This window comes from Cryobacterium aureum, assembly GCF_002954245.1.
GTDB lineage: Bacteria > Actinomycetota > Actinomycetes > Actinomycetales > Microbacteriaceae > Cryobacterium > Cryobacterium aureum.
This window is the reverse complement of the sequence record NZ_PPTG01000029.1, coordinates 69,744-90,244: the sequence shown is the minus strand read 5'-3', so window position 1 is coordinate 90,244 and position 20,501 is coordinate 69,744. Positions and strand designations below refer to the sequence as shown.

Below are 20,501 nucleotides of genomic sequence, written 5' to 3'. Positions count from 1 at the left end.
CCCGCCTGGGAATGGTGAGGGAACGGTTTGGAAAGGCCCTATGACCCAGCTGTGGCCGCGCGACGATGTGCTCCTTCAGGAGATTTCGACCCTGTACTCCACTCGGATCCGGGATGCGCATGCGCCGGGCGCCTACTTCGCCCTGTTCGGGGTCGACGGGATTGAGGGCGACGGTGGTTTTGGGCACGTTCGCCCGGGTGGCGCGGCGCCAACGTGCGACAGCGCGTTTCGAATCGCGTCGTGCACCAAGAGTTTCACGGCTGCGACGCTCCTGTTGCTACGCGACCGGGGGCTCCTGCATCTGGACGCACCGATAACCGACTTCGTTCCGTCATTTCACGCACAGTCTCACGGCGAGGAAACCGCCACCCCGACCGTGCGCATGCTCATGACGATGTCGGGCGGATTAGCCACGGACGACCCTTGGGCTGACCGCCAGGAGTCCATTAGCCGGAAACAGCTGGACCTGCTAGCGGCGTCGGTGCACCTGGCCAGCGTGCCGGGCACACGTTTCGAATATTCGAATCTTGGCTATGCCCTGCTCGGTCGAGTCATCGAAACAGTCACCGGCCGAACGTACATCGACGTGGTCACGACGGAATTGATTCAACCGCTGCAGCTGGCCTCCACCGGTTTCGAGTCGACCGTGGTGAGTCTCGCTCGGTTGGCCTCGGGTCATCGTCGCCGTGGCGAGAACTGGGTTGAATTGCCGTTCTCCGGACCGGGTGCCTTCTCGCCGATCGGCGGCATTTTTTCGACCGGCACCGATCTGGCCCGCTGGGCCCGCTGGCTGGGCAGCGCGTTGCGGTCCGACGGCGCTGAGCCGGGGCCCCTCGCCGCCTCGAGCCGACGTGAGATGCAGCAGATTCAGCGGGCAATCCCCGGTGGAGGCGAGCAGGGGGGCAGCTACGGCTATGGTTTTGGTCTGTTCGTGCAAGAACATGCGAGCGGGGGCATCACCGCTTTTCATTCCGGCGGCTACCCAGGATTCAGCGCGCACATGCGCTGGAACCAGGCCGCAGCCCTGGGCATCGTCTCGTTTGAGAATGCAACCTATTCCGGCAGCAAGAAACCCGCCACTGCCGCACTGGAACTCGCGGTCGAGCGTGCTGACCGCCGTATGGTGGCGCACGAGGCGTGGCCGGACACCCGAAAATTGCAGGCACAGGCGACCGAGCTCGTGCGTTCGTGGAGGAACGCGCTGGCCAACGAGATCTTCGCTGAAAATGCCGCTCTCGATCTGCCGCTCGACGAGCGGGCCATCGGCATTCAATCTGAGATCGACCGCGTCGGGGGGCTTCAGGCCGACGCGCGTCCGCAGACCAGCACGGCCACCGGAGAGACGCCGGCCCATCGTGTCTGGTTCCTGCCTGCGGCCAGGGGCCGGCTGCGCTGCGAGATTCTGGTCACCCCAACGATCCCCGCGAGGATCCAAACGTTGCTCGTGACCGGCGTGCTCGACTAACGGCCCGGCGGAGGTCAGCCCCTGGAGTGCAGGGTGACCTCCTTGCTCGTGTGGGCACTCACAAACTCCTCGTCGACGTGGACGCCGAGGCCGAGGCCCTGCGGTACGTCGACGACGCCCTGGCGAGCGATGATCGGTACCGTCAGAACGTCCTGGGCGTAGTACTTGTCTGAACCGGAGACGTCAGAGGGTAGGGAAAATCCCGGCAGACTGCACAAAGCCAAGTTCGCGGCGCGCCCCACGCCGAATTCGTGCATTCCCCCGCACCAGACGGGGAGACCAGCTAGCACTGCGGCGTCGTGCGCGTCGCGGGCCGGCGTGAGCCCTCCCATGCGAGACACCTTGATGTTGACAATTCGAGCGGCATCCAGTTGAACAGCCGTCAGCAGATCGTCGACGGTCTCGATGGATTCGTCGAGGCACAGGGCGGTGGAAATCAGGCGCTGCAGCCGGGCATGGGCCAAAAAGTCCCTGGGCGCGAACGGTTGCTCGATCATGGCGAGGTCGTAGCGGTCCAGGGCGCACAGCGCCGTGATGTTCTCCGCCGACTCCGAATAGGCGCCGTTTGCGTCGACCTGCAGGATGAGAGTAGGAAATGCTGCGCGCACGGCAGCGACAGGAACGGTGTCCCACCCCGGGCGAATCTTGAGTTTGATCCGCGAGTATCCGGCGGCGAGGTGATGCTCCACTTGGCCGATCAGAGTCTCAATGGTGCGCTCAATTCCGAGCGACACCCCTGCGGATGATTCAGTGCGGGTACCCCCCAGCGCAGAGGCGAGCGAACTGCCCGAAATCTGCGCGTGAAGCGCCCAGACAGCGGCGTCGACTCCGGCCTTGGCGAAGTTGTTTCCGCGAACACCAGCCCAGCTGAACGCGGCTTGCGCGGGTGTCTCCCACTCGCAGGCGAGTAGTGCCGGTACGAGGTAGTGTTCGGCGGCCAGCCAACAGGTGTCGACGGTCTCCGCAGCGAAGAAGGGGTCGGAGGGAGAGGCAATTTCACCCCAGGCAACGCTGCCGTCGGCGCTGCGCAACCGAATCAAAATATGCTCAAGTTGCGTTTTTCGGTGGGAACTGGTTTCGAATTCGTGCACGAGCGGGAGTCGCACCCGCTGCAGGCGCGCCTCAACGACGCGCTGCATCGCGGTCATTCGGAATCCGTTTCGAAGAGTAGTACGGCGGGGCCGATTCCAGCGGGAAGGCGCGTGCAGTCGACCGCGACCTGGCCGAGCGCGAGCGCTCGCGCGCAGACATCCGCTATGACGGCCCGCACGCGCAGTCGTTCCGGCCGATCGGTCGGAACGGCGCCTGGCAGATGCACCCAGCTGAAGTCCTCGCGATGGCCGTACTGAAGCTGTTCGATGGCCGGTCCATGTGATCTCAGCTGGTGCGCCCGGGCGACGGATCGCGCGGCCGGGAGTGCCGCCGGATCGTCATCAATCTGCCATTCCACAATCATTCGGTCTGACTCGGGTTCGCCGTAATAGTCGGGATAGAACCAGCGACCGCACGCCGCAAGTGTCGTGAGGTTGAAATGAGCGTTTCTGGCCAAGGCCGGATCGAACGCCCATCGCATCGTGGTCGCACCGGTCGCCCGGGCGGCGGTTGCCTGGGCCAGTTTGAGTCGGCGGCCGAGGCCGTGTCCCTGAGCGGAGGGTGCGATGGCGGTGGCCTGGGAGTAGTGATAGATCGTTCCGTGATCGAGCCCGGTATAGCCGTAGCAGAATCCAACGAGCTGCCCGGTTGCATCGAGCGCGCCGTGTGCTGACCCGCCATTGGCGAGCAGTCCTCTGAGCAATCGGGGGCTGATCGCATGGGACGGCGCCGAGTAGGCAAACACTAATCGGTACAGGGCTGCCGCCTGCTCTTGAAGACGCAGAGTGTCGAGCGGAACGATCTCGTCGGTCTGCCTCGCCATTGATAGATCAGAATCTGAACTTGTTACACGCATCTCAAAGCTGTTTGCCACGAATACCCCTATTTTCATGAAGCTTGTGTTCTCAATCTACAGAAGATACGTTTGCTATGTATGAATTTCAAAAAGAAAACTGCGACTAATCCGGAGGCGGGAATGGTGCTGGTGGGACGGGTGCAGGAGTACGTCGAGTTAGAGACGCCGACCGGAGACCCTGTGGCCCTTCGGCGTCTCACCGACCGCATCGCCGCGAGGCTGCAGGGCCTGGGAGCCGTCGCGACCTGGCACGAACACGAATTCGGCGCGCACGTTGTGTGTCGCCTGGCCGGGAGCACGGGGCGGGAGCACGAGCAATCAGTGGTGCTCCTGCTGCACGTTGACACGGTCTGGCCGATCGGGCAGCTGGAAACCATGCCGTGGCGCCTGGAGGGCGAAGTCGCTTACGGACCCGGCTGCTTCGATATGAAGGGCGGGATAGTGGTGGCTGAAGAGGCCCTGCGGCAACTCGCCACTCGGGCTCATCGTCCCATCGTCGTCGTGATCGTCGCGGACGAGGAGATCGGTTCCCCGAGCGCCCGCGACATCATCGAGCAGGCAACGGGGAATGCTCGCGCCGTGCTGGGATTTGAGCCGCCGCATCCCGACGGTGCACTCAAGACCGCACGGTGGGGGAGTACGCGGGTACGTGTGAGCGTGGTCGGACGGGCCGCCCACGCTGCACTGGACGCGACTGCCGGAACATCTGCGATCGATGAACTCGTCGACCAGCTCATTCGGGTGCGCGAGCTCACGACCGGGGTGCCGGGTGTTCTGTGCAATATCGGCACTATCAGCGGCGGCACCCGAACGAATATCGTGTCCGACCGCGCGCACGCTGATATCGGACTGCGTTTTCAGGACTCCGATGTGGAACTCGAAATGCTGCACAGGGTTCACGACTGTGTTCCGGTACGTCCGGGGGCAGAGGTTTTCGTTCAGATTCTCTCGAATCGGCCAGCCTGGTCTGCCGATGGCACTCACGATGACCTGTTGGAGCTCGTCGCCCGCGCCGGACGTCAATGTGGCCAGGAAATCACTGGCCGGCCGGCCCAGGGTGCGGCCGATACCAATTTCACCGGGCGATCGGGAATACCGAGCGTCGACGGGCTAGGGCCGCTCGGACGCGGTGCTCACGCTCTCGATGAGCAGGTCGTGGTTTCTAGTTTGAACAGCCGGGTCGACCTTGTGACGGAACTCCTTGCATCCCTCTAGCGCCGGGTACCTTGGCCCGCTGCGCCTCGTGCCGGGCAGGAATCCGGCCCACAGTAGTACCGTTGGAACGATGGGGGATACGCGCGCTACCGGATTTGATGCGGCGGAATCCGGCCAGACGTCGCAAGCTCATGGTGGTCGATTGCGGCAGCCCGGGTCGGTTCCGGCGCGGGTGACGCCCGGCATCGATTCGTTTTCCGAGCTGATAAAGCTGTTAGCCGGAGACTCGGGCGTGCGGCGGCTCGTCGACACCACCCTGGCCGCCCTGGAATCAGCGGACCGCTCGAAAAAATCGCAGTTGGTCTACACCCTGGCGGCTTACCTTGAAGTCAACGGCAATATCAGCCTCGCGGCCCGCAATCTCTACCTCAACCGGCATTCGTTGATCTACCGCCTCCAGCGCATTCAGGAGCTGACCGGCCTGGATCTGGATTCTCCTGAGGACCGACTGGCCCTCGCATTGGCCCTGAGGATTCGCCGATTGCGCCCTGTGGAACTGCTCGTCGCAGTGGAGGCCTAGAACGCGCATTAGCCCGCAGTGCATGAGAAGATTCGACACAGCTATCTCGCCCAACAAGATGGGAAAAAGGGACGAATGACGACGGAATACCCGGTTTCAGACAGCCATGCGGAACATAAGCAGCTCAGCTCGCCGGGAAAGCGCTACGGTGCGCGACTGCAGGAACGTTCCCTGTCGGGAATCCTGCAACAGCGGGTCATCGACAATGAAAAGCGGATGCTGGAGGTCGCTCTCACGCACGTGCAGAGTGACGGCTCCGCGATTGCGGTCGCCGGAATCATCGTGGCAGCGCGGCGCCGATTTGTCATTGGAACGGGAAAATCCTTCGCCTACGCAACGCTGCTCGCCCGAGACCTGTCGGGCGGGCTCGCTCAGGTTTACCTCATCGACGAAACAGTCAATCGGTCTATCGACATTCTCAGTGAGACCAAATCAACGGATGTGCTGATCGCGTTGTCTTTTCGCCGCTATCGTCGGGACACGCTCGAACTCTGCCGCCAGTTCATTGCCGCCGGGGGGATCGTCGTCGCCATCACCGACGAGAGCGACTCGCCGATTACCGCACTCGCGACGGCATCCATTTGTGTGCCCACCGACAGCGTGTCGTCCACGGACTCGCCCACGGCCGTTGCGGCCGTTGTTCACCTCGTTACCACCCTGTGCACCGCGAGCGCCAAGGGCGCCAAGCGTCGCCTCGCCGCACGCGACGACCTCAGCAGCCAGTTCAATCTCTACCTGGAGGACTGACGGTCCTGATCGTTTTTGATGCGGATCAAATCTTTCCCGCATCTAACCCTAAAACGTTGATAGATTAGGGAATCATATCTCCTGGACACTGATTTACGTCACGTAAACTTTCACGACAGCAGTGCCGGGTCATCGCTCGTCGATAGAAGAGGTCGTCACATGCCCACTGAAACGTCTATTCCGGTCTCGAGCCCGGTGGTTTACTCCGCGACATCGGCAGTGGGAATCTGCTCTCAGCTGCTTCGGATCGACTCCAGCAACTACGGTTCGGCCGGAGGCGGCGATGAAAGCAAGGTCGCCGAATATATCATGGCCCTGCTCCGTTCGGTCGGTTACGAACCGACGGTTCTCGAGTCCGCGCCGGGGCGGGCCAATGTGTTGCTGCGGGTGCCAGGCACAGACCCGACGCTGGACGGATTTCTCGTGCACGGGCACATGGATGTCGTGCCGGCCGAGGCCGACCAGTGGTCGGTCGATCCGTTTTGCGGCGATATCAGCGACGGGTACCTCTGGGGACGGGGCGCCACCGACATGAAGGACATGGTGGCCAGTACTCTGTCCACTCTGCTCCGCTGGAAGGAACACGGGACTGGCCCGCGGCGCACCATGGTGTTCGCTTTCGTCGCCGATGAGGAAGCCGACGGCATCTTCGGTTCGGGGTGGTTGGTGGCCAATCATCCTGAGTGGTTCACCGGCGTCGTCGCCGCCATCAGCGAGGGCGGCGGGGTTCCGGTCGAGGCCCGACACGTCGACGGAAGCGTGCGGCGCTTCTACCCAGTCTCAGCCGCCGAGCGCGGTATCGCACACATGACTCTGCGCGCTACCGGCGCGTCTGGCCACGGGTCCAGGCCCGACGCCGACAACGCGGTCACCCACCTGATCGATGCACTCGGCCGGATCGCTCACCATGCCTGGCCGATTGCGCTGATACCGGCCAGTCGTGCCTTTCTGGAAGGCACGACCCGGGCGCTCGGCATTGCCGCGGACCTTTCCACTGATGCCGGCATCGAGGCGGCACTGCGGGACATCGGGGAGGATTTGCGCGGAGATGTGCGGCCGTCGTCCCGGTGTTCAGCCAATCCGACCGTGCTGCGGGCCGGCTACAAGGTCAACGTCATTCCGGGAATCGCCGAGGCTGAGATCGATGTGCGCACCGTACCCGGCACGGAGGACGCCTTGCTGGCCCAAATCGACCTGCTTCTGGGGTCGCGCGTGACTCGCGAATTCATCTCCAACCAGCCCGGTATCTCCGCACCCCTGGATTCTGTCTGGTTTTCCGCCATCGCGGCGGCGATCGTGGCGCATGATGACACCGCGATTGTTCTGCCGTACTGCCTGGGGGGCGGTACCGACGCCAAAGCTTTTGCCAAGCTGGGCATCGTCTGTTATGGATTCTCGCCGCTCGGGCAGGACCCGGATGGCCGCACCGGTTCGGGAATGCACGGCATCAACGAACGGGTGCCCGTCGTGGCCTTGCAGATCGGCGCCGCGATCCTGGAGAGTTTTCTGACCGAGGTCTGACGTGGTTCAGCCTGTCGTCACACTCAGCGTTCATCACCTCGGGACAGCGCGCTTATGGGCACGCACTCTTGACGGCGTGGTGGGGCGGTTGACCCGGCCATCCGCATCCGCTCTGGGAGGAAACCGCGACGCCAGCGGTGACGGTCGTGACGGCTGGCAGACCAGCCGATTCGTCTTTGCAGGGGCGATGTCACCATACTGTCTCGGGTTCGCCGACGCGGCAGTTCCGGAGGAGTCCCTGCGCTGGATTCGAGTGCCGGCTGGTTCGGCGGAAGTTTGGATCCTGGAAGGTGATTCGCGCGGGTATGCTCGCCCGGTGCCCGTGAGTTGTGCTGTGGCCCGAAACGGAACGCGGTACTTGGCCGTAGGCGACCTGCCGAATTTTCTGGGAGTGACCGTGCAGTCTCGGCGCAATGAGTTGCCGTTCGAGGGGGCAGCGCCGGGACACATCGCCACTGTGACCCTGCAGCAAGGTAGAGAATGCTTCACGATCGCGACGGAAACGAACCGACTCGGCTGTAACATCACGGCCCGGACGAGCGGCGACCACGGCGGTGCCGGTTTCCGGGCGGTCGACGGCTTTAGCGCCGGCGACACCTATTTTTTGTCCGTGGAAGTCATCGTGCGACTGTTCCAGGTGGGATTCCTTACTCGGAATGGGCAAGACTTCTTTCTGCCCCGCCACGCAATCGCATACGATCAGCTCCACCCGGTGCGATGGGCCGAAGACGTGGGGTTCTGCACGGGAGCGCTCGACCAGGTGGACGACTATATCGCGGGGCAGATCCGCGACGGTGCCTCGTCGCTCGCCGTTAGTATCGTCAAAGACGGACGGGTCGTTCGCAGCCGGGCATTCGGGTACGCCTGTCGCTTTGGTTCGAACCCGGCGGCAGAACTGCCGGCACAGCTGCTACCCGAGAGCGAGTGGCTGCCGGCGACGACGGCCACCCTCTATGACCTTGCGTCTAACACGAAAATGTTTGCCACGACCTTCGCTATCCAACGCCTGTTGAGTGCGGGAACACTCGATCTGGACCGTGCCGTGGGGAGCTTTCCCGGATGGGAGAACTTTACAGACTCCGCAAATGACACGTCGGGAAAATGGGCGGTTGGCGGTCGGGGCGGGGTCGAGGCACGCCATTCTGGTAAAGCGACCATCACCATTCGCGACCTTCTGCAACACGTTGGCGGGCTTCTCCCCGACCCGCAATACGCCAATCGCACCGAAGCGGGGGCGTTGTTTTACCAGGGCGGGAACACCCTCGACCGGTCTGGCATCATCGATGCGATCTGCCGTACACCGCTTCTGCACCCGCCTCACACGGCATTCGCTTACAGTGACGTTGACTTCATGATTCTGGGCCTGCTGGTGGAGCAGATTGCCGGCGAGACCCTGGACGACTTCGTTGAGCGAGAGATCATGGCGCCGCTCGGGCTGCACGATACAGTTTTCACTCCGCTGATGCGCGGTTTTCTCCCGACGGACATCGCTGCCACCGAGCTGAACGGCAACACTCGGGATGGGCACGTCGATTTCGGGGTGTTTCCCGACGGAACGGCCGTACCGGTGCGCACCGGCGTGATCCAGGGCGAGGTGCACGACGAGAAAGCGTTCTACTCAATGGGCGGAGTTTCCGGCCACGCCGGGCTATTCTCGACGGTTGGCGATCTGTCGGTCCTGACGCAGGTCATGCTAAACGGTGGCCTCTACAACGGCACTGAGCTGTTCAGCCGCGAGGTCGTCGATGAGTTCACGACTCCCCGATCCCTGACGGGCAGTGACGCGGATGCGTCGACAATCGCCCTGGGATGGCGGGTGCATTCCCGAGTGGGCGATGGCTACTACTACTTCGATTGTGGTCCGAGTCGCAGCAGCTTCGGGCATCAGGGATGGACCGGAACACTCACGGTCATCGACCCGCACTACAACCTCTCCATCGCCATTCTCAGCAATTTTCGTCACTCACCCGTGGTGCGGCCGCCCAACGGGTTTGCCGGAGCAGACTTTGCGATTGCCGACCTGGTGCCCGTAGTGCAGCGGATCTACGCGGCGCTGCGGTGAGCTGGTGGCCTAGAGCACCTTGGAGAGGAACTCGCGCGTGCGCGCGTGTTGCGGATTGCCCAGCACATCTCGTGGTGCGCCGCGCTCAACGACTACTCCCTCGTCCATGAAGACGAGGCTGTCGCCCACCTCGCGAGCGAAGCCAATCTCGTGGGTCACGACGATCATGGTCATGCCCGACCGGGCGAGGTCTTTCATGACGTCGAGTACATCTCCGACCAGCTCCGGGTCGAGGGCGCTGGTCGGCTCGTCGAACAACATGAGCGCCGGGTCCATCGCGAGCGCGCGGGCGATCGCAACACGTTGCTGTTGCCCGCCGGACAGCTGCGCCGGATAGTGTGTGGCGTGGCTGGCCAGGCCGACCCGGTCGAGCAGTTCCAGTGCCCGGCGGCGGGCATCTTTTTTGGCTATGCCCTTCGCGTGCACCGGTGCTTCGGCAATATTGTCCAGGGCTGTCTTATGGGGAAACAGGTTGAATTGCTGAAAGACCATTCCGATCTTGCGACGTTGCAGGGCGATGGAACCGTGCGGAAGGTCGTGCAATTTGCCGTCGATCTCGCGATACCCAATGAGATCGTCGCCGACGTGGATGCGACCAGCGCTGATGGTCTCGAGGTGGTTGACACAGCGCAGCAGCGTCGACTTGCCTGAGCCGGACGGCCCGATCACCACGGCGACTTCGCCCAGCCGTACCGTCAGGTCGATTCCGCGCAGCACGTGCGCGCTGCCGAAGAATTTGTGCACGTTTTCGATGCGCACCAAAGCGGATGCGTCGGGCTGCGACCCGGTCATCGTCGTCCTTCCAGTGCACTGTCCGTTGGGGCCAGGATCCGGCCGTCGAAGCCTTTGCCATAGTGCCGCTCGATGAAATGCTGTCCGACCATGAGGATGCTCGTGATCAGCAAGTACCATGACGCCGCCACGATGAGCAGGGGAATAGGGAGGTACAGGCGATTCGCCGCACTGTTCGTGACGAAGGTGAGGTCCATGGTGAAGGGGATGGCCAAGACCAGCGACGTTGTCTTGAGCATGCCGATGGCCTCATTCCCGGTTGGCGGAATGATCACCCGCATCGCCTGGGGCAGCACAATGCGCCACATGATCTTGCTCTTGCGCAGCCCAAGGGCTTCGGCGGCCTCCATTTGCCCCGCTCCGACCGACTTCAACCCGGCTCGGAAGATCTCAGCCAGATAGGCGGATTCGTTCAGTCCCAGTCCCAGCAGCGCGGCAACACCGGCCGTGATGAGGTCTTGTGTGTCGAATTGCAGCAGTTCGGGACCGAACGGTACGCCCAGGGTGATCTTCGGGTACAACACCGCCACGAGCCCCCAGAACACCAACTGGGTGTAGACCGGTGTACCGCGAAAGAACCAGACCCAGGCCCAGCTCGTCCACTGGAACACCGGATTTTCGGAGACCCGCATCAGCGCGAGAGCGACTGCGAGTGCCGTCGCCAGAATCATCGATGCCACGGTGAGCAGAAGAGTCCAGCCGACGGCCTGTACGACATGAACGTCGAGGATGTAGGTCGCAACGGTGTCCCAGTGGTAATTGGGATTGGTCGCGAGGCTCTGGATGAGAAGAATGCATGCCAGCACGATGACGGCGACACCGACCCATCGCCCGGGATGTCGAACCGGAGTCGCGGAGATCAGTTCGATCTTCTGACTCGATGCGGTGAACTCCGAGACGACCGGCACAGCGGTGACGCCGCCCTCGCTCAATAGCCGACGGTGGGGTTGACCTCAGCGTTGTCGATTCCGATCACAGACACGCCCCAGGCGTCGAGGATGTCCTGGTACGTTCCGTCGGCGATGAGCTTGTTGATGGCCTGAGCTGTCGCTTCGGAGAGCGCCAGATCACCTTTCGCCACTGCGATCCCACCGAGTCCGACATCGTAGGCATCGCCGAGGAGCTCCATCTGGTCGCTCGACTTCGACACCGCGTAGCTCATGGACGTCGTGCCAGCGGCCATGGCATCCAGACCGCCTGCAATCAGTCGTGTGGTGACGTCGGAGAGATTCTTCAGCGGCACCACTTCAATGGCATCCTTGCCGGCCGAAAGACACGCCGCGTTGCGATCGATGAGGTCGGGGTCTTCCTGCTGGGTGCCGGTCTGGACGCCGACCTTCTTACCGCAGAGGTCGTCCATGTCGATATTCTTCGGGTTGCCGGTTTCAACCGCCCACGACGTACCGCCGATGAAATAGCTCACGAAGTTGACGGTCTTCATGCGTTCCGTCGTGATGCCGAAGGTCGACACTCCCAGGTCGTACTTCGTTCCCAGAGCGGGCAGAATCGCGGAGAACTCGGAGGTATTGAACTCGACGTCAAGGTCGAGTACCGCTCCGATGGCCTCGGCCAGGTCGACGTCGAAGCCGATTGGGGTCTGCCCGTCGTCACCGCCGAGGAACTCTGCCGGCGCGTAGGTTGTGTCCGAGCCGATTGCGAGCACGCCCTTATCGCGGATGGAGGACGGTACAAGCGCCGCGATCGTGTCGTCGGCGGTGATGGACGACGCGTCGAAAGGCGCGGGTACGCTGCTGTCCTGCGCGGCCGCCTCGTCCTTGGCCGCATTCGTGCAGCCGGCCGTCAGACCGATGAGCGCAACGGCAAGAATGCCGCCAACGATTTTGCGAGATTTCACAATGCTCCCCAGATGAGATGTCGCGAGCCGACATCGTGACTTTTCAATTGACCCGATCCTGGATGGATCCGATCACCCACGTCGCGCCCTCGACAGGTGAGTAGTTAGGAGTATGCCAGTGCAACGCCGCCGCGTGTTGCACACATTGTTGGAGAACCCGGCACCCGCTGATTTCTCGGTGAGGCGCTTCGTCTTGTATTGTTAACCCCGCGTCTCCGGTCAAGTGATTACACCTGGTCGGGAGCGCCTGGCGAGTTACCCAAGCGGCCAAAGGGATCTGACTGTAAATCAGACGGCGTAGCCTTCGTGAGTTCGAACCTCGCACTCGCCACCAGCACCAGAACAGGCAGGCCTCCGGGCCTGCCTGTTCTGGTTAAGCGAGCTGCCTGTAGCGTGAAGGCATGACGCACCCTGCCCCGACCGAGTTGCTCGACCTCGCGCGTACTATTGCCCTCACCGCCGGCGCGCTGGCGCATCGTCGCCGCGTCGAGGGAGTCGAGATCGCCGCCTCGAAGTCGTCACCCGAAGACATCGTGACCGCGGCCGACCGCGAGGTCGAGTTGCTCATTCGCGGCCTGCTCGCAGACGCCCGGCCGAACGACGGGTTTTACGGCGAAGAATCCGACGCGTCCGAGGGCACCAGCGGGCTCACCTGGGTGGTCGACCCCATCGACGGCACTGTCAATTACCTCTACGGCATCCCGTTCTACGCCGTCAGCATTGCGGTCGTGCAGGGCGACCCCGACCCGGCCAGCTGGAACGCCCTCGCTGGCGCGGTCGTCAACCCCGCGCTCGGCGAGGTCTTCACCGCATCCGACGGCTCCGGCGCCTGGCTGGGCGACCAACGCCTGCACGTCAACCACGCCGTGCCGCTGTCGCTGGCGCTGGCCGGCACGGGGTTTGGCTACGAGGCCAGCCGCCGGGTGTGGCAGGCGAACGTCGTGGGCGGTCTGATCGGCCAGGTGCGGGACATCCGTCGTATCGGTTCGGCCGCACTCGACCTCTGCGCGGTCGCCTGCGGGCGACTCGACCTCTATTTCGAACGCGGGCTCAACCCCTGGGATCACGCCGCCGGCGCCCTGATCGCCCGCGAAGCGGGGGCCAAGGTTGGCGCTTTGCACGCGGATGCCGAGAGCCGCGACCTGCTCATCGCAGCCGCCCCTGACCTCTACGGTCAGTTCGAACCGGTACTCTCCGAGCTCTTCGAACGCTTCCCGATTGACGTGAAAAACCATTGACGATACGCCCACTTACCCCCGTTTGGGTGTGATTGGTCACTTTCCTCTGGTATTCTCAGTGTTGCGCGTTACCCTTAATCAATTCGTTATATTGGCATGTCGTCATTTGGCGTTATTCAGAACGAGCACAAGATCCCGTCCGCTACGCCGAAAGCCGCACTTTGTCACGTCACACTCCATCCATGGACACCTCCGTGTCCGGCGAGAGTGACGGCACCGTATTTCCCCCGGCCGAACCGGCAGCTCTGACACGTCGCGAACTGCGCGAGCGCGAGCGAGTGGCATTCTCTCGAGGCGCGGAATCGGCTGCAGCACGCGCCGACGAGGACGTTGTCGACGTCGTGCGACTCAGCCCCGCCGCTGACCTGATCGTAGCCGCCGATCTGAGTGAACCAGACCTTGAGCCGGCCGTCGTGACCGCGACTGACCGTATCGTCGCGGCCGTGCCGGTCGCCGACGCGGAGCCCACCGACTATGAGAAGTTACTGGCTCCCGGCGTCACCCAGTCGATCCCGACGGTGATTCCCGCCGCCGGTGACCTGCCCCGCCGACGCCGCATCGAGCAGAAGCCCGGGGAGGCCTTCGCGCCGGCGCGCGATTTCGTTCCGGCCGGGTCGCTGCCCCGTCGTACGCCGCGTGCTCGGCCGCTCGGCAGCAGCATGCGTAAGCGTGCGGCCAAGGGTGCCTCCATTCTCGCCATGTCCTTCGTGGCCCTGATGGCCGTAGCGACGTCGATCCCGGCTGAGGCGCTGCTGTCCTCGCAGGACGTGCAGGCATCCGCTTTGGAGGCTCAGCGAGTTCTACCCGCAGAAGACGTGCAGAGCATGGACATGGCCAGTGGCGACACCGTCACCGTGGAGCGCGACGGCTACGAGTCGAGCACGATCGCCGAGGTTGCCGCGGCCAGCGGTATTCGCATGGAAGACACCTTCACCAACAATCCCAATGGCACCATTCAGTGGCCGTTCGCCGTCGGGGTGCACATCGGTGACCAGATCGGCTATCGGAACTGCGCCGGCTGCTCCGTGAACCACGGCGGACAGGACTTCAACCCCGGTGTCGGCGCACCGATTCAGGCCATCGCCGACGGTGTGGTGAGCTACGCCGAAGACGGCGAAGCCAGCCTCGGCGTGCACATGATGATCGACCACATGATCAATGGCGAGCTCGTGACGAGCGTCTACGCGCACATGATTCACGGATCGATGCTCTTCGCGGAGGGCGACGTGGTCAAGGTCGGCCAGGTCATCGGGAAGACCGGAAGCACCGGAATGTCGACCGGGCCGCACCTGCACTTCGAAATTCGCGAGGGCGGAATCGCCGGCACCAAGGTCGACCCGCTCGCCTGGCTCTACGCCAATACCAACTAGCGCGCCTCGGGTCAGTCCCGATCGTCGGCAGGCGCACAACTCTTGCAAATTCCTGCGGGAAGTCGCGGGAGTTTTTTGGAACACCCGCAAAATGCAGGAGTTATGCGGGTTGGGCGGCCAGCTCTAGACGCCGCCGGTTTAGCTCGGCTCGGTGCGGCCGCGCATGAAGGACTCGAGCAGGCCCTTCGGGAGCGGGAACGGCGGCATGCCGTCGAAGCTGAATAGGTCGGCCTCGCTAGCATCGACCGATTCGAGCGCCACGACCTGGTCGTGCAGCAGTTCCATCTTCACGTCGAGCCGGTTGGCGGCATCCGCTGCCTGCCGCAAGTCTTCTACCAGAGTGTCTGGCACGGCGCCGTTGTACTTGTAGTAGATCTTGTGCTCCAGGCTCGCCCAAAAGTCCATCGCGATCGTGCGGATCTGAATCTCAACAGTGACTGGCTGCACACGGTCGGACATGAATACCGGGATCGCAACGATCAGGTGCAGGCTCTGGTATCCGTTGGCCTTCGGCTCCCGGATGTAATCCTTGACCTGGAGCACCGTCATGTCGCGCTGCCCGGCGAGCATGTCACGAACGCGATAGGTGTCGGAGATGAAGCTGCAGGTGATGCGAATTCCGGCGATGTCCTGAATGTTGTCGCGAATACCGTCGAGTTCGAGCGGATGTCCCTTGCGGATTGCCTTCTTGAGAATACCTTCCGGTGACTTGAGCCGGGAGCTGACGTGCTCGATCGGGCTGTAGTCGTGAATAGCGCTAAATTCTTCCTTCAAAATATTGATTTTGGTCAGTACCTCGTCAGTCGCGAACTTGTACGACATCATGAACCGGGTCAGTTCGAGCTTCAGCTCCCGCATGGCGGCGATGCTCGCCGAGGTACTGGGCGCGACGTTACCCGCGTCGGGGGAGACGACACTGCCCGCGTCGGCCGCGCTGCCGACGAGGGCGTCGTCGAGCGCGGTCATGACTGGACGGTACGCAACCAGGCCGTCGCGTCGCCCGGTAGGGTGCGATCGACCAGGTTCTCACTGGCCAGTAGGACATCGCCGGCGGGCAGCTGAACGGATGCCGCGCCCGTGTTGGCCACGACAATCACCTCGCCGTTGCGGTACGCCACAACCTCGGGCCCGAAGCCGCCCTGCCACTCAACGGTGCCGGAGGCGAGGGAGTGCTCCCGCCGCAGCCGCAGCGCGAGCTTATACAGCTCGAGGGTTGATCCGGCCACGCCGTCCTGCTGGTCGCGGGCCAGTCCGGCCCACTCTGCCGGTTGTGGCAGCCAGCTCTTCGCGCCGGTGCCGAAGCCGAACGACTCGCCGGCGGCTTCCCACGGAATCGGCACGCGGCATCCGTCTCGCCCGTAACGCTCACCGTTGGTGCGAAACCAGGTGGGGTCTTCGCGGGCGTGGTCTGGCAGGTCGACGGCTTCGGGCAGGCCGAGTTCCTCGCCCTGATACAGATAACTCGAGCCGGGCAGCGACAGCATCAAGGCGGATGCCGCCCTGGCGCGTCGGAGGCCCAGCGCAGTGTCGGGCAGCCCGACCGTTTTCGGGCCGATGCCGTGCCCCTGCAAGTTCTCGCCGGTGAGGGCAAGCCGGGAGGCGTGGCGCACGACGTCGTGGTTGGAGAGCACCCAGGTGCTCGGCGCTCCCACGTTGCCGAAGGCTTCGAGGGACTCGTCGATGACGCTCTTCAGCTTCGCGGCGTTCCACGGGGTCTCGAGGTAGGCGAAGTTGAAGGCCTGGTGCATCTCGTCTGGGCGCACCCACTTGGCCATCTGGCTGAGCGGGTCGACCCAGGCTTCGGCGGCGAGAACACGGTCGCCGGGGTAGGCGGCGAGCACTCTGTGCCAGTCCCGATAGATCTCGTGCACGCCGTCCTGCGCCCAGTACGGGGCGGTCAGGGGCGTCTCGGCGGTGATGCCCGGTTCCAAAGCGGATGCCGGCGCCCCGCCCATACTGCCGCCCTCGGCGGGAGGCGTGTAATCGGGGAGGCCGGGAGCCTTGATCATGCCGTGCGCAACATCCACTCGAAAGCCGTCGACGCCGCGGTCGAGCCAGAATCGCAGCACCGCGCGGAACTGCTCACGTACCCACTCGCTGTCCCAGTCGAAGTCGGGCTGGCTGCTGTCGAACAGGTGCAGGTACCACTGGCCGGGCGTGCCGTCTGGATCGGTCGTGCGGGTCCAGGCGAGGCCGCCGAAAACGGACTCCCAGTTGTTCGGCGGCAGCTCGCCGTTCTTGCCCTTGCCGTCGCGGAAGGTGTAGCGGGCGCGTTCGTCGCTGCCCGGGCCGGCGGCGAGGGCGGCCTGGAACCAACCGTGGTCGCTCGAGGAGTGGTTCGGCACGATATCAACGATGACGCGGATGCCGAGGTCGTGCGCGGTGCGCTGCAGCACCTCGAAGTCGTCGAGGGTGCCGAACAGGGGGTCGACGTTGCAGTAGTCGGAGACGTCGTAGCCGGCGTCACGTTGCGGCGACGTATAGAAAGGAGAAAGCCAGATGGCGTCGATGCCGAGGTCTTTCAGCTGGGGCAGCCGTGCGCTGATGCCAGCGAGGTCACCCATGCCGTCACCGTTTGCATCGGCGAACGATCGCGGGTAGATCTGATAGATAACGGCTGTGCGCCACCATTCGGTGCCAGAAGTCAGTTCGGTGCCAGTCATGCTTAAATGCTACGGCATCACCTGTGGATGCCTGTTGTCGTCGATGTGGTCCCGATCGCTCTGTCGGGGTGATAAAGTTTCTAGGTTGCCAAAAACGCGGCATTGCTACTGTTTTTTGGTTGCTCTGCCCCCTTAGCTCATTGGTAGAGCACTTCCTTGGTAAGGAAGAGGTAGTGGGTCCGATTCCCACAGGGGGCTCAGGCTTGGAAGCGAACAGCCGACAAGTCGCGGCGGGGTAGCTCAGTTGGTTAGAGCACACGGCTCATAATCGTGGTGTCGCGGGTTCAATTCCCGCTCCCGCTACACGGTATTCACTAAAATCGCCCGGACTTCTGCGGAAGTCCGGGGTGATTTTCTTTGCCTCCTGCCGGTTGACCCGTGCAGATTGAAATCGCGGTGATTTCGGGTGAAAAGTGGCCTGAATTTAGCGTTCGGTCGGGTAGACCCCCGCCATTCATGAACTGTGACGTTATCGAGAACTGCCCACGATGACCTGAGACACAAATGCGTAACTCACAGTGAGACTTCACAAGCGATTTCCGGCGGCAGAATGGCCTGGAACTCACGGCTCGATGCACGTAACTCACGGCTCGAAGCGGATGCCGCCACTCACACGAACAAGCGCCGCAGGCCGGGCGCGCTAGGGTTCAGGAATGGGGAATCGTCTGTTGTTGCTGCCCGGGCCCATTTTCCGGGCGTCGACAGCGTGAAGTCGCTCGATCAGGCTGTCGATTCCGTGGACAGAATAATCGAGGGCCCGCACGGCTCGATACCGGTGCGTTGGTACTCGCCGCCCGTCGGCACGGCGTCAGTCGAATCTGCAACGATCGTGTGGATTCACGGGGGAGGATTCTTCAAGGGCAGCCTCGACCAGCCCGAGTCGCATGAGGTCGCGCGAACACTGGCCGCAGCGGGATTCACCGTCGTCACCGTTGCCTATCGACTAGCAAGAATCTCAACGATTCGTCGGTCACCGAACGGGTTCGGTCGGAGCCCAGGCGTCCACTATCCCGTCCCCGTTGACGATGTCGTGGCCGTCGTCAGGGAGGTGCAGAGCGATTCACCCAACGGGGTCATTCTGGGCGGAGCCAGCGCCGGTGCTTGTTTGTCGGCCGGCGCCGTCCTTCGGCTGGCGGACGGCGGTGCTGACGCTCTCGTCGGTGCGTTCTTCGCGTACGGGCTGTTCCATGCGGCACTGCCGAAGCGGTCGCGTCGGTTGCGCGGCCGCCTCCGCGGTCCGCGCCGTTTTGTGCACACGCCGATGCTCCTGAACCTGACAAATCTCTACTACGCCGGTACGCGAACCGCATTGGCGGAACCACACGCATTTGCTGGCGGCCACGCCCTCCAAAACTTTCCACCGACGCTCATGGTCGACGCCGATCGGGACTCGATGCGTTCCTCCGGCGGCCAGTTCGCCCAGGAACTTTCAGCGGCCGGGGTCGCAGTGGATTACCACGTGCTGCCCGGAACCTTCCACGCGTTTCTCAACCGTCCGCACGAGCCGAGTTTTACCGACGGTATGCGCCTGATCATCGACTGGGCCCGGCAGATCGAGGCGAAGGACGCGTAACGCGCACGACCTGCTAACCGTCGGGAGTGTCTGGGGCTCCGAGCCAGATGTGCCACAGCCCCTGGCGCTATGAGGTCTACCGAGGCCTCTGAGGCAACCGCTACCGACGTCGGCTCGATGCGCTTCAAGGTCGGTGCCGTCTGTCAGAGTGGATTGTTCTAGTAGTGTTACAAACATGTTGTTCGTGGTGGATGCGGCTTTGACGGTGTCGCTGGCCGTGCAGATCGCCGTGCAGGTGCGTTCCGGGGTCGTGAACGGTGAACTAAAACCTGGCGACCGGCTGCCTCCTGCACGTGATCTGGCAAAGTCTTTGCGAGTGAACATGCACACGGTCTTGCGGGCATACGCGCAACTGCGGGACGACGGTGTGATTGAAATGCGTCAGGGGCGCGGGGCGTTCGTGCGCCAAGACGCTGGCGCCGGACTTATTCGCGTGACCGAGTTGGTGGCCGAATTGATGAATGAGGCGCGCAAGTTGGGGCTGACGCAGCCAGATATTTTGCGATTGATCCAGAGGGGTGGGGCTACATGAGTGACAAGAATATGAGGGCCGAGATAACCCGGAGAAGCCTGGCCGGGGCATCCTTGTGCGTGCCGGTGCTGGTGGTGATCATCTCGTGGTTGGCTTGGCGGGACGCGCTTCCGGCCGAGCTCGCCTCGCATTGGTCAGGTTCGGGACCAGCCGACGACGCGATGGCTGTTGGAACGTTGCTCGCCCTGAACCTCGCATTGAGCGGTGTGCCCGCCGTTGCCGGCGTCGCGGTAAGTTTTTGGCCAGGAATCAGCGCGCGGGCCAGGCGCGGAACCTACTTCTTTCTGGGTGTGTTTGGCGGGATGGGCGCCGTCACGTGGCTACTTTCGGCGGGTCTGACGATGCAGGTGGGCGACCCGTATGAGGTCGTACTGGGGCCGTGGGTCATCGTATCGATTGTCGCTGCAGGCTATGGGCTCATCCCGTTTGCAATCTCGCCCAAGCCCCGCTTCGAGGCGACGGACGTCGCGAGACGATTCGAATTCGCGCCCAGTGAGACGGGCGCGTGGTCCCAAACGATCACGGGAAACATGTTCGCTTGGGTGGCGATTGGACTGATCGTTCTCGGCTCCGTGATCTATGGACCGGCGGTCATCGACGGGCGAGTGTCCGACCAGTTCTTCGGCATAGCGGTGATGGGTGCAGCGATTCTGCTGGTTGCATCGTTCATCCGCCTCCGAGTGACCGCCGATTGGCGCGGTCTGCGGGTGGTCTCGGCGATATTTCGAATTCCGTTGAAACGCATCCGTTTAGAAGCCATTGACATGATCGAGGCGGCGGAACTCCGCCCCACCGAGTGGGGCGGGTGGGGGTATCGAATCATGCCCGGACGATCCGCTGTCATTCTGAGGAAGGGGCCGGGGCTGATCGTGACCACAACGAATCAGAAGCAGTTTGCGATCACTCTCGATGATCCCGAAACGCCGGCAGCCCTCCTGGCCACTCTTCGAGACGGTAACTCCGCAGCGCCAGGAGACTCAAAGGAAGTCACGTCATGACG

The 20,501-nt window shown here is 63.1% G+C and carries 18 protein-coding genes and 3 tRNA genes; 14 read left to right on the top strand and 7 right to left on the bottom strand.

Annotated elements, in window-relative coordinates; all coding sequences use genetic code 11:
* The first annotated feature begins 40 nt into the window (after positions 1-40).
* On the top strand, positions 41-1,465 hold the full coding sequence (locus CJ028_RS11580; RefSeq protein WP_161498965.1) for a serine hydrolase domain-containing protein: 1,425 nt from the start codon (positions 41-43) through the stop codon (positions 1,463-1,465).
* Between the two features lie 14 nt (positions 1,466-1,479).
* On the opposite strand, the gene menC is transcribed toward CJ028_RS11580, so the two are convergent.
* Both menC and CJ028_RS11570 read right to left on the bottom strand, forming a co-directional pair.
* Positions 1,480-2,613, bottom strand: coding sequence for an o-succinylbenzoate synthase (menC, locus tag CJ028_RS11575; protein WP_240607218.1), 1,134 nt, complete (start codon positions 2,611-2,613; stop codon positions 1,480-1,482).
* Positions 2,610-3,380 carry a GNAT family N-acetyltransferase gene (locus tag CJ028_RS11570; protein ID WP_105035395.1) on the bottom strand — a complete coding sequence of 257 codons (771 nt, stop codon included), beginning with the start codon at positions 3,378-3,380 and terminating at the stop codon, positions 2,610-2,612. Before CJ028_RS11570 ends, menC begins: the two co-directional genes overlap by 4 nt.
* A 153-nt stretch (positions 3,381-3,533) precedes the next feature.
* Here CJ028_RS11570 and CJ028_RS11565 point away from each other — a divergent pair, with 153 nt between their 5' ends.
* The 5 genes from CJ028_RS11565 to pbp4b all read left to right on the top strand — a co-directional run bounded on the left by CJ028_RS11565 (position 3,534) and on the right by pbp4b (position 9,478).
* Positions 3,534-4,628 carry a M20/M25/M40 family metallo-hydrolase gene (locus CJ028_RS11565; protein WP_105035394.1) on the top strand — a complete coding sequence of 365 codons (1,095 nt, stop codon included), beginning with the start codon at positions 3,534-3,536 and terminating at the stop codon, positions 4,626-4,628.
* A gap of 70 nt (positions 4,629-4,698) precedes the next feature.
* Entirely contained in the window at positions 4,699-5,148 is a 450-nt protein-coding gene (locus tag CJ028_RS11560; protein WP_105035393.1) for a PucR family transcriptional regulator, read from the top strand.
* Positions 5,149-5,223: 75 nt separating this feature from the next.
* Positions 5,224-5,895 (top strand): MurR/RpiR family transcriptional regulator, encoded by a 672-nt coding sequence (locus CJ028_RS11555; RefSeq protein ID WP_105035392.1) that lies wholly within the window; start codon positions 5,224-5,226, stop codon positions 5,893-5,895.
* A gap of 159 nt (positions 5,896-6,054) precedes the next feature.
* Positions 6,055-7,416, top strand: a complete 1,362-nt coding sequence (locus CJ028_RS11550; protein ID WP_105035391.1) for a M20/M25/M40 family metallo-hydrolase — start codon at positions 6,055-6,057, stop codon at positions 7,414-7,416.
* Positions 7,417-7,504: 88 nt separating this feature from the next.
* Positions 7,505-9,478: a penicillin binding protein PBP4B gene (gene pbp4b / locus CJ028_RS11545; protein WP_129590473.1), complete on the top strand. Its 1,974-nt coding sequence runs from the start codon at positions 7,505-7,507 to the stop codon at positions 9,476-9,478.
* Between the two features lie 9 nt (positions 9,479-9,487).
* Here pbp4b and CJ028_RS11540 read toward each other — a convergent pair whose 3' ends face one another.
* From CJ028_RS11540 to CJ028_RS11530, 3 genes are read right to left on the bottom strand one after another with little or no spacing between them, the layout of a single operon-like run.
* Positions 9,488-10,270 carry an amino acid ABC transporter ATP-binding protein gene (locus CJ028_RS11540; RefSeq protein ID WP_105035389.1) on the bottom strand — a complete coding sequence of 261 codons (783 nt, stop codon included), beginning with the start codon at positions 10,268-10,270 and terminating at the stop codon, positions 9,488-9,490.
* Complete coding sequence (locus CJ028_RS11535; protein ID WP_240607249.1) at positions 10,267-11,139, bottom strand: amino acid ABC transporter permease; 873 nt, start codon at positions 11,137-11,139, stop codon at positions 10,267-10,269. Before CJ028_RS11535 ends, CJ028_RS11540 begins: the two co-directional genes overlap by 4 nt.
* Before the next feature lie 59 nt (positions 11,140-11,198).
* A complete protein-coding gene (locus tag CJ028_RS11530; RefSeq protein WP_240607217.1) occupies positions 11,199-12,125 on the bottom strand; it encodes an ABC transporter substrate-binding protein in 927 nt (308 codons plus the stop codon).
* A gap of 249 nt (positions 12,126-12,374) precedes the next feature.
* On the opposite strand from CJ028_RS11530, the gene CJ028_RS11525 reads away from it, so the two are divergent.
* From CJ028_RS11525 to CJ028_RS21740, 3 genes are all read left to right on the top strand, one after another.
* Positions 12,375-12,459, top strand: a tRNA-Tyr gene (locus CJ028_RS11525).
* A gap of 67 nt (positions 12,460-12,526) precedes the next feature.
* Positions 12,527-13,363 carry an inositol monophosphatase family protein gene (locus tag CJ028_RS11520; protein WP_105035386.1) on the top strand — a complete coding sequence of 279 codons (837 nt, stop codon included), beginning with the start codon at positions 12,527-12,529 and terminating at the stop codon, positions 13,361-13,363.
* Between the two features lie 182 nt (positions 13,364-13,545).
* Complete coding sequence (locus CJ028_RS21740; RefSeq protein WP_105035385.1) at positions 13,546-14,733, top strand: M23 family metallopeptidase; 1,188 nt, start codon at positions 13,546-13,548, stop codon at positions 14,731-14,733.
* A 138-nt stretch (positions 14,734-14,871) separates the two neighbouring features.
* Here CJ028_RS21740 and CJ028_RS11510 read toward each other — a convergent pair whose 3' ends face one another.
* Positions 14,872-15,699: a RelA/SpoT-related domain-containing protein gene (locus tag CJ028_RS11510; protein WP_205684009.1), complete on the bottom strand. Its 828-nt coding sequence runs from the start codon at positions 15,697-15,699 to the stop codon at positions 14,872-14,874.
* Positions 15,696-17,396, bottom strand: a complete 1,701-nt coding sequence (locus CJ028_RS11505) for a glycoside hydrolase family 13 protein (protein ID WP_105035384.1) — start codon at positions 17,394-17,396, stop codon at positions 15,696-15,698. The genes CJ028_RS11510 and CJ028_RS11505 overlap by 4 nt, the downstream gene beginning before the upstream one ends.
* Positions 17,397-17,522: 126 nt before the next feature.
* Between CJ028_RS11505 and CJ028_RS11500 the strand changes: the two genes are divergently transcribed.
* From CJ028_RS11500 to CJ028_RS11480, 5 genes are all read left to right on the top strand, one after another.
* Positions 17,523-17,594 (top strand) — tRNA-Thr (locus CJ028_RS11500).
* 31 nt (positions 17,595-17,625) lie between these two features.
* Positions 17,626-17,699: transfer RNA gene (locus CJ028_RS11495), tRNA-Met, on the top strand.
* Between the two features lie 433 nt (positions 17,700-18,132).
* Positions 18,133-18,969 carry an alpha/beta hydrolase gene (locus CJ028_RS11490; RefSeq protein WP_205684008.1) on the top strand — a complete coding sequence of 279 codons (837 nt, stop codon included), beginning with the start codon at positions 18,133-18,135 and terminating at the stop codon, positions 18,967-18,969.
* A 175-nt stretch (positions 18,970-19,144) separates the two neighbouring features.
* Complete coding sequence (locus CJ028_RS11485) at positions 19,145-19,501, top strand: GntR family transcriptional regulator (protein WP_105035382.1); 357 nt, start codon at positions 19,145-19,147, stop codon at positions 19,499-19,501.
* Complete coding sequence (locus tag CJ028_RS11480; RefSeq protein ID WP_129590472.1) at positions 19,498-20,499, top strand: hypothetical protein; 1,002 nt, start codon at positions 19,498-19,500, stop codon at positions 20,497-20,499. Before CJ028_RS11485 ends, CJ028_RS11480 begins: the two co-directional genes overlap by 4 nt.
* The last annotated feature ends 2 nt before the right edge of the window (positions 20,500-20,501 follow it).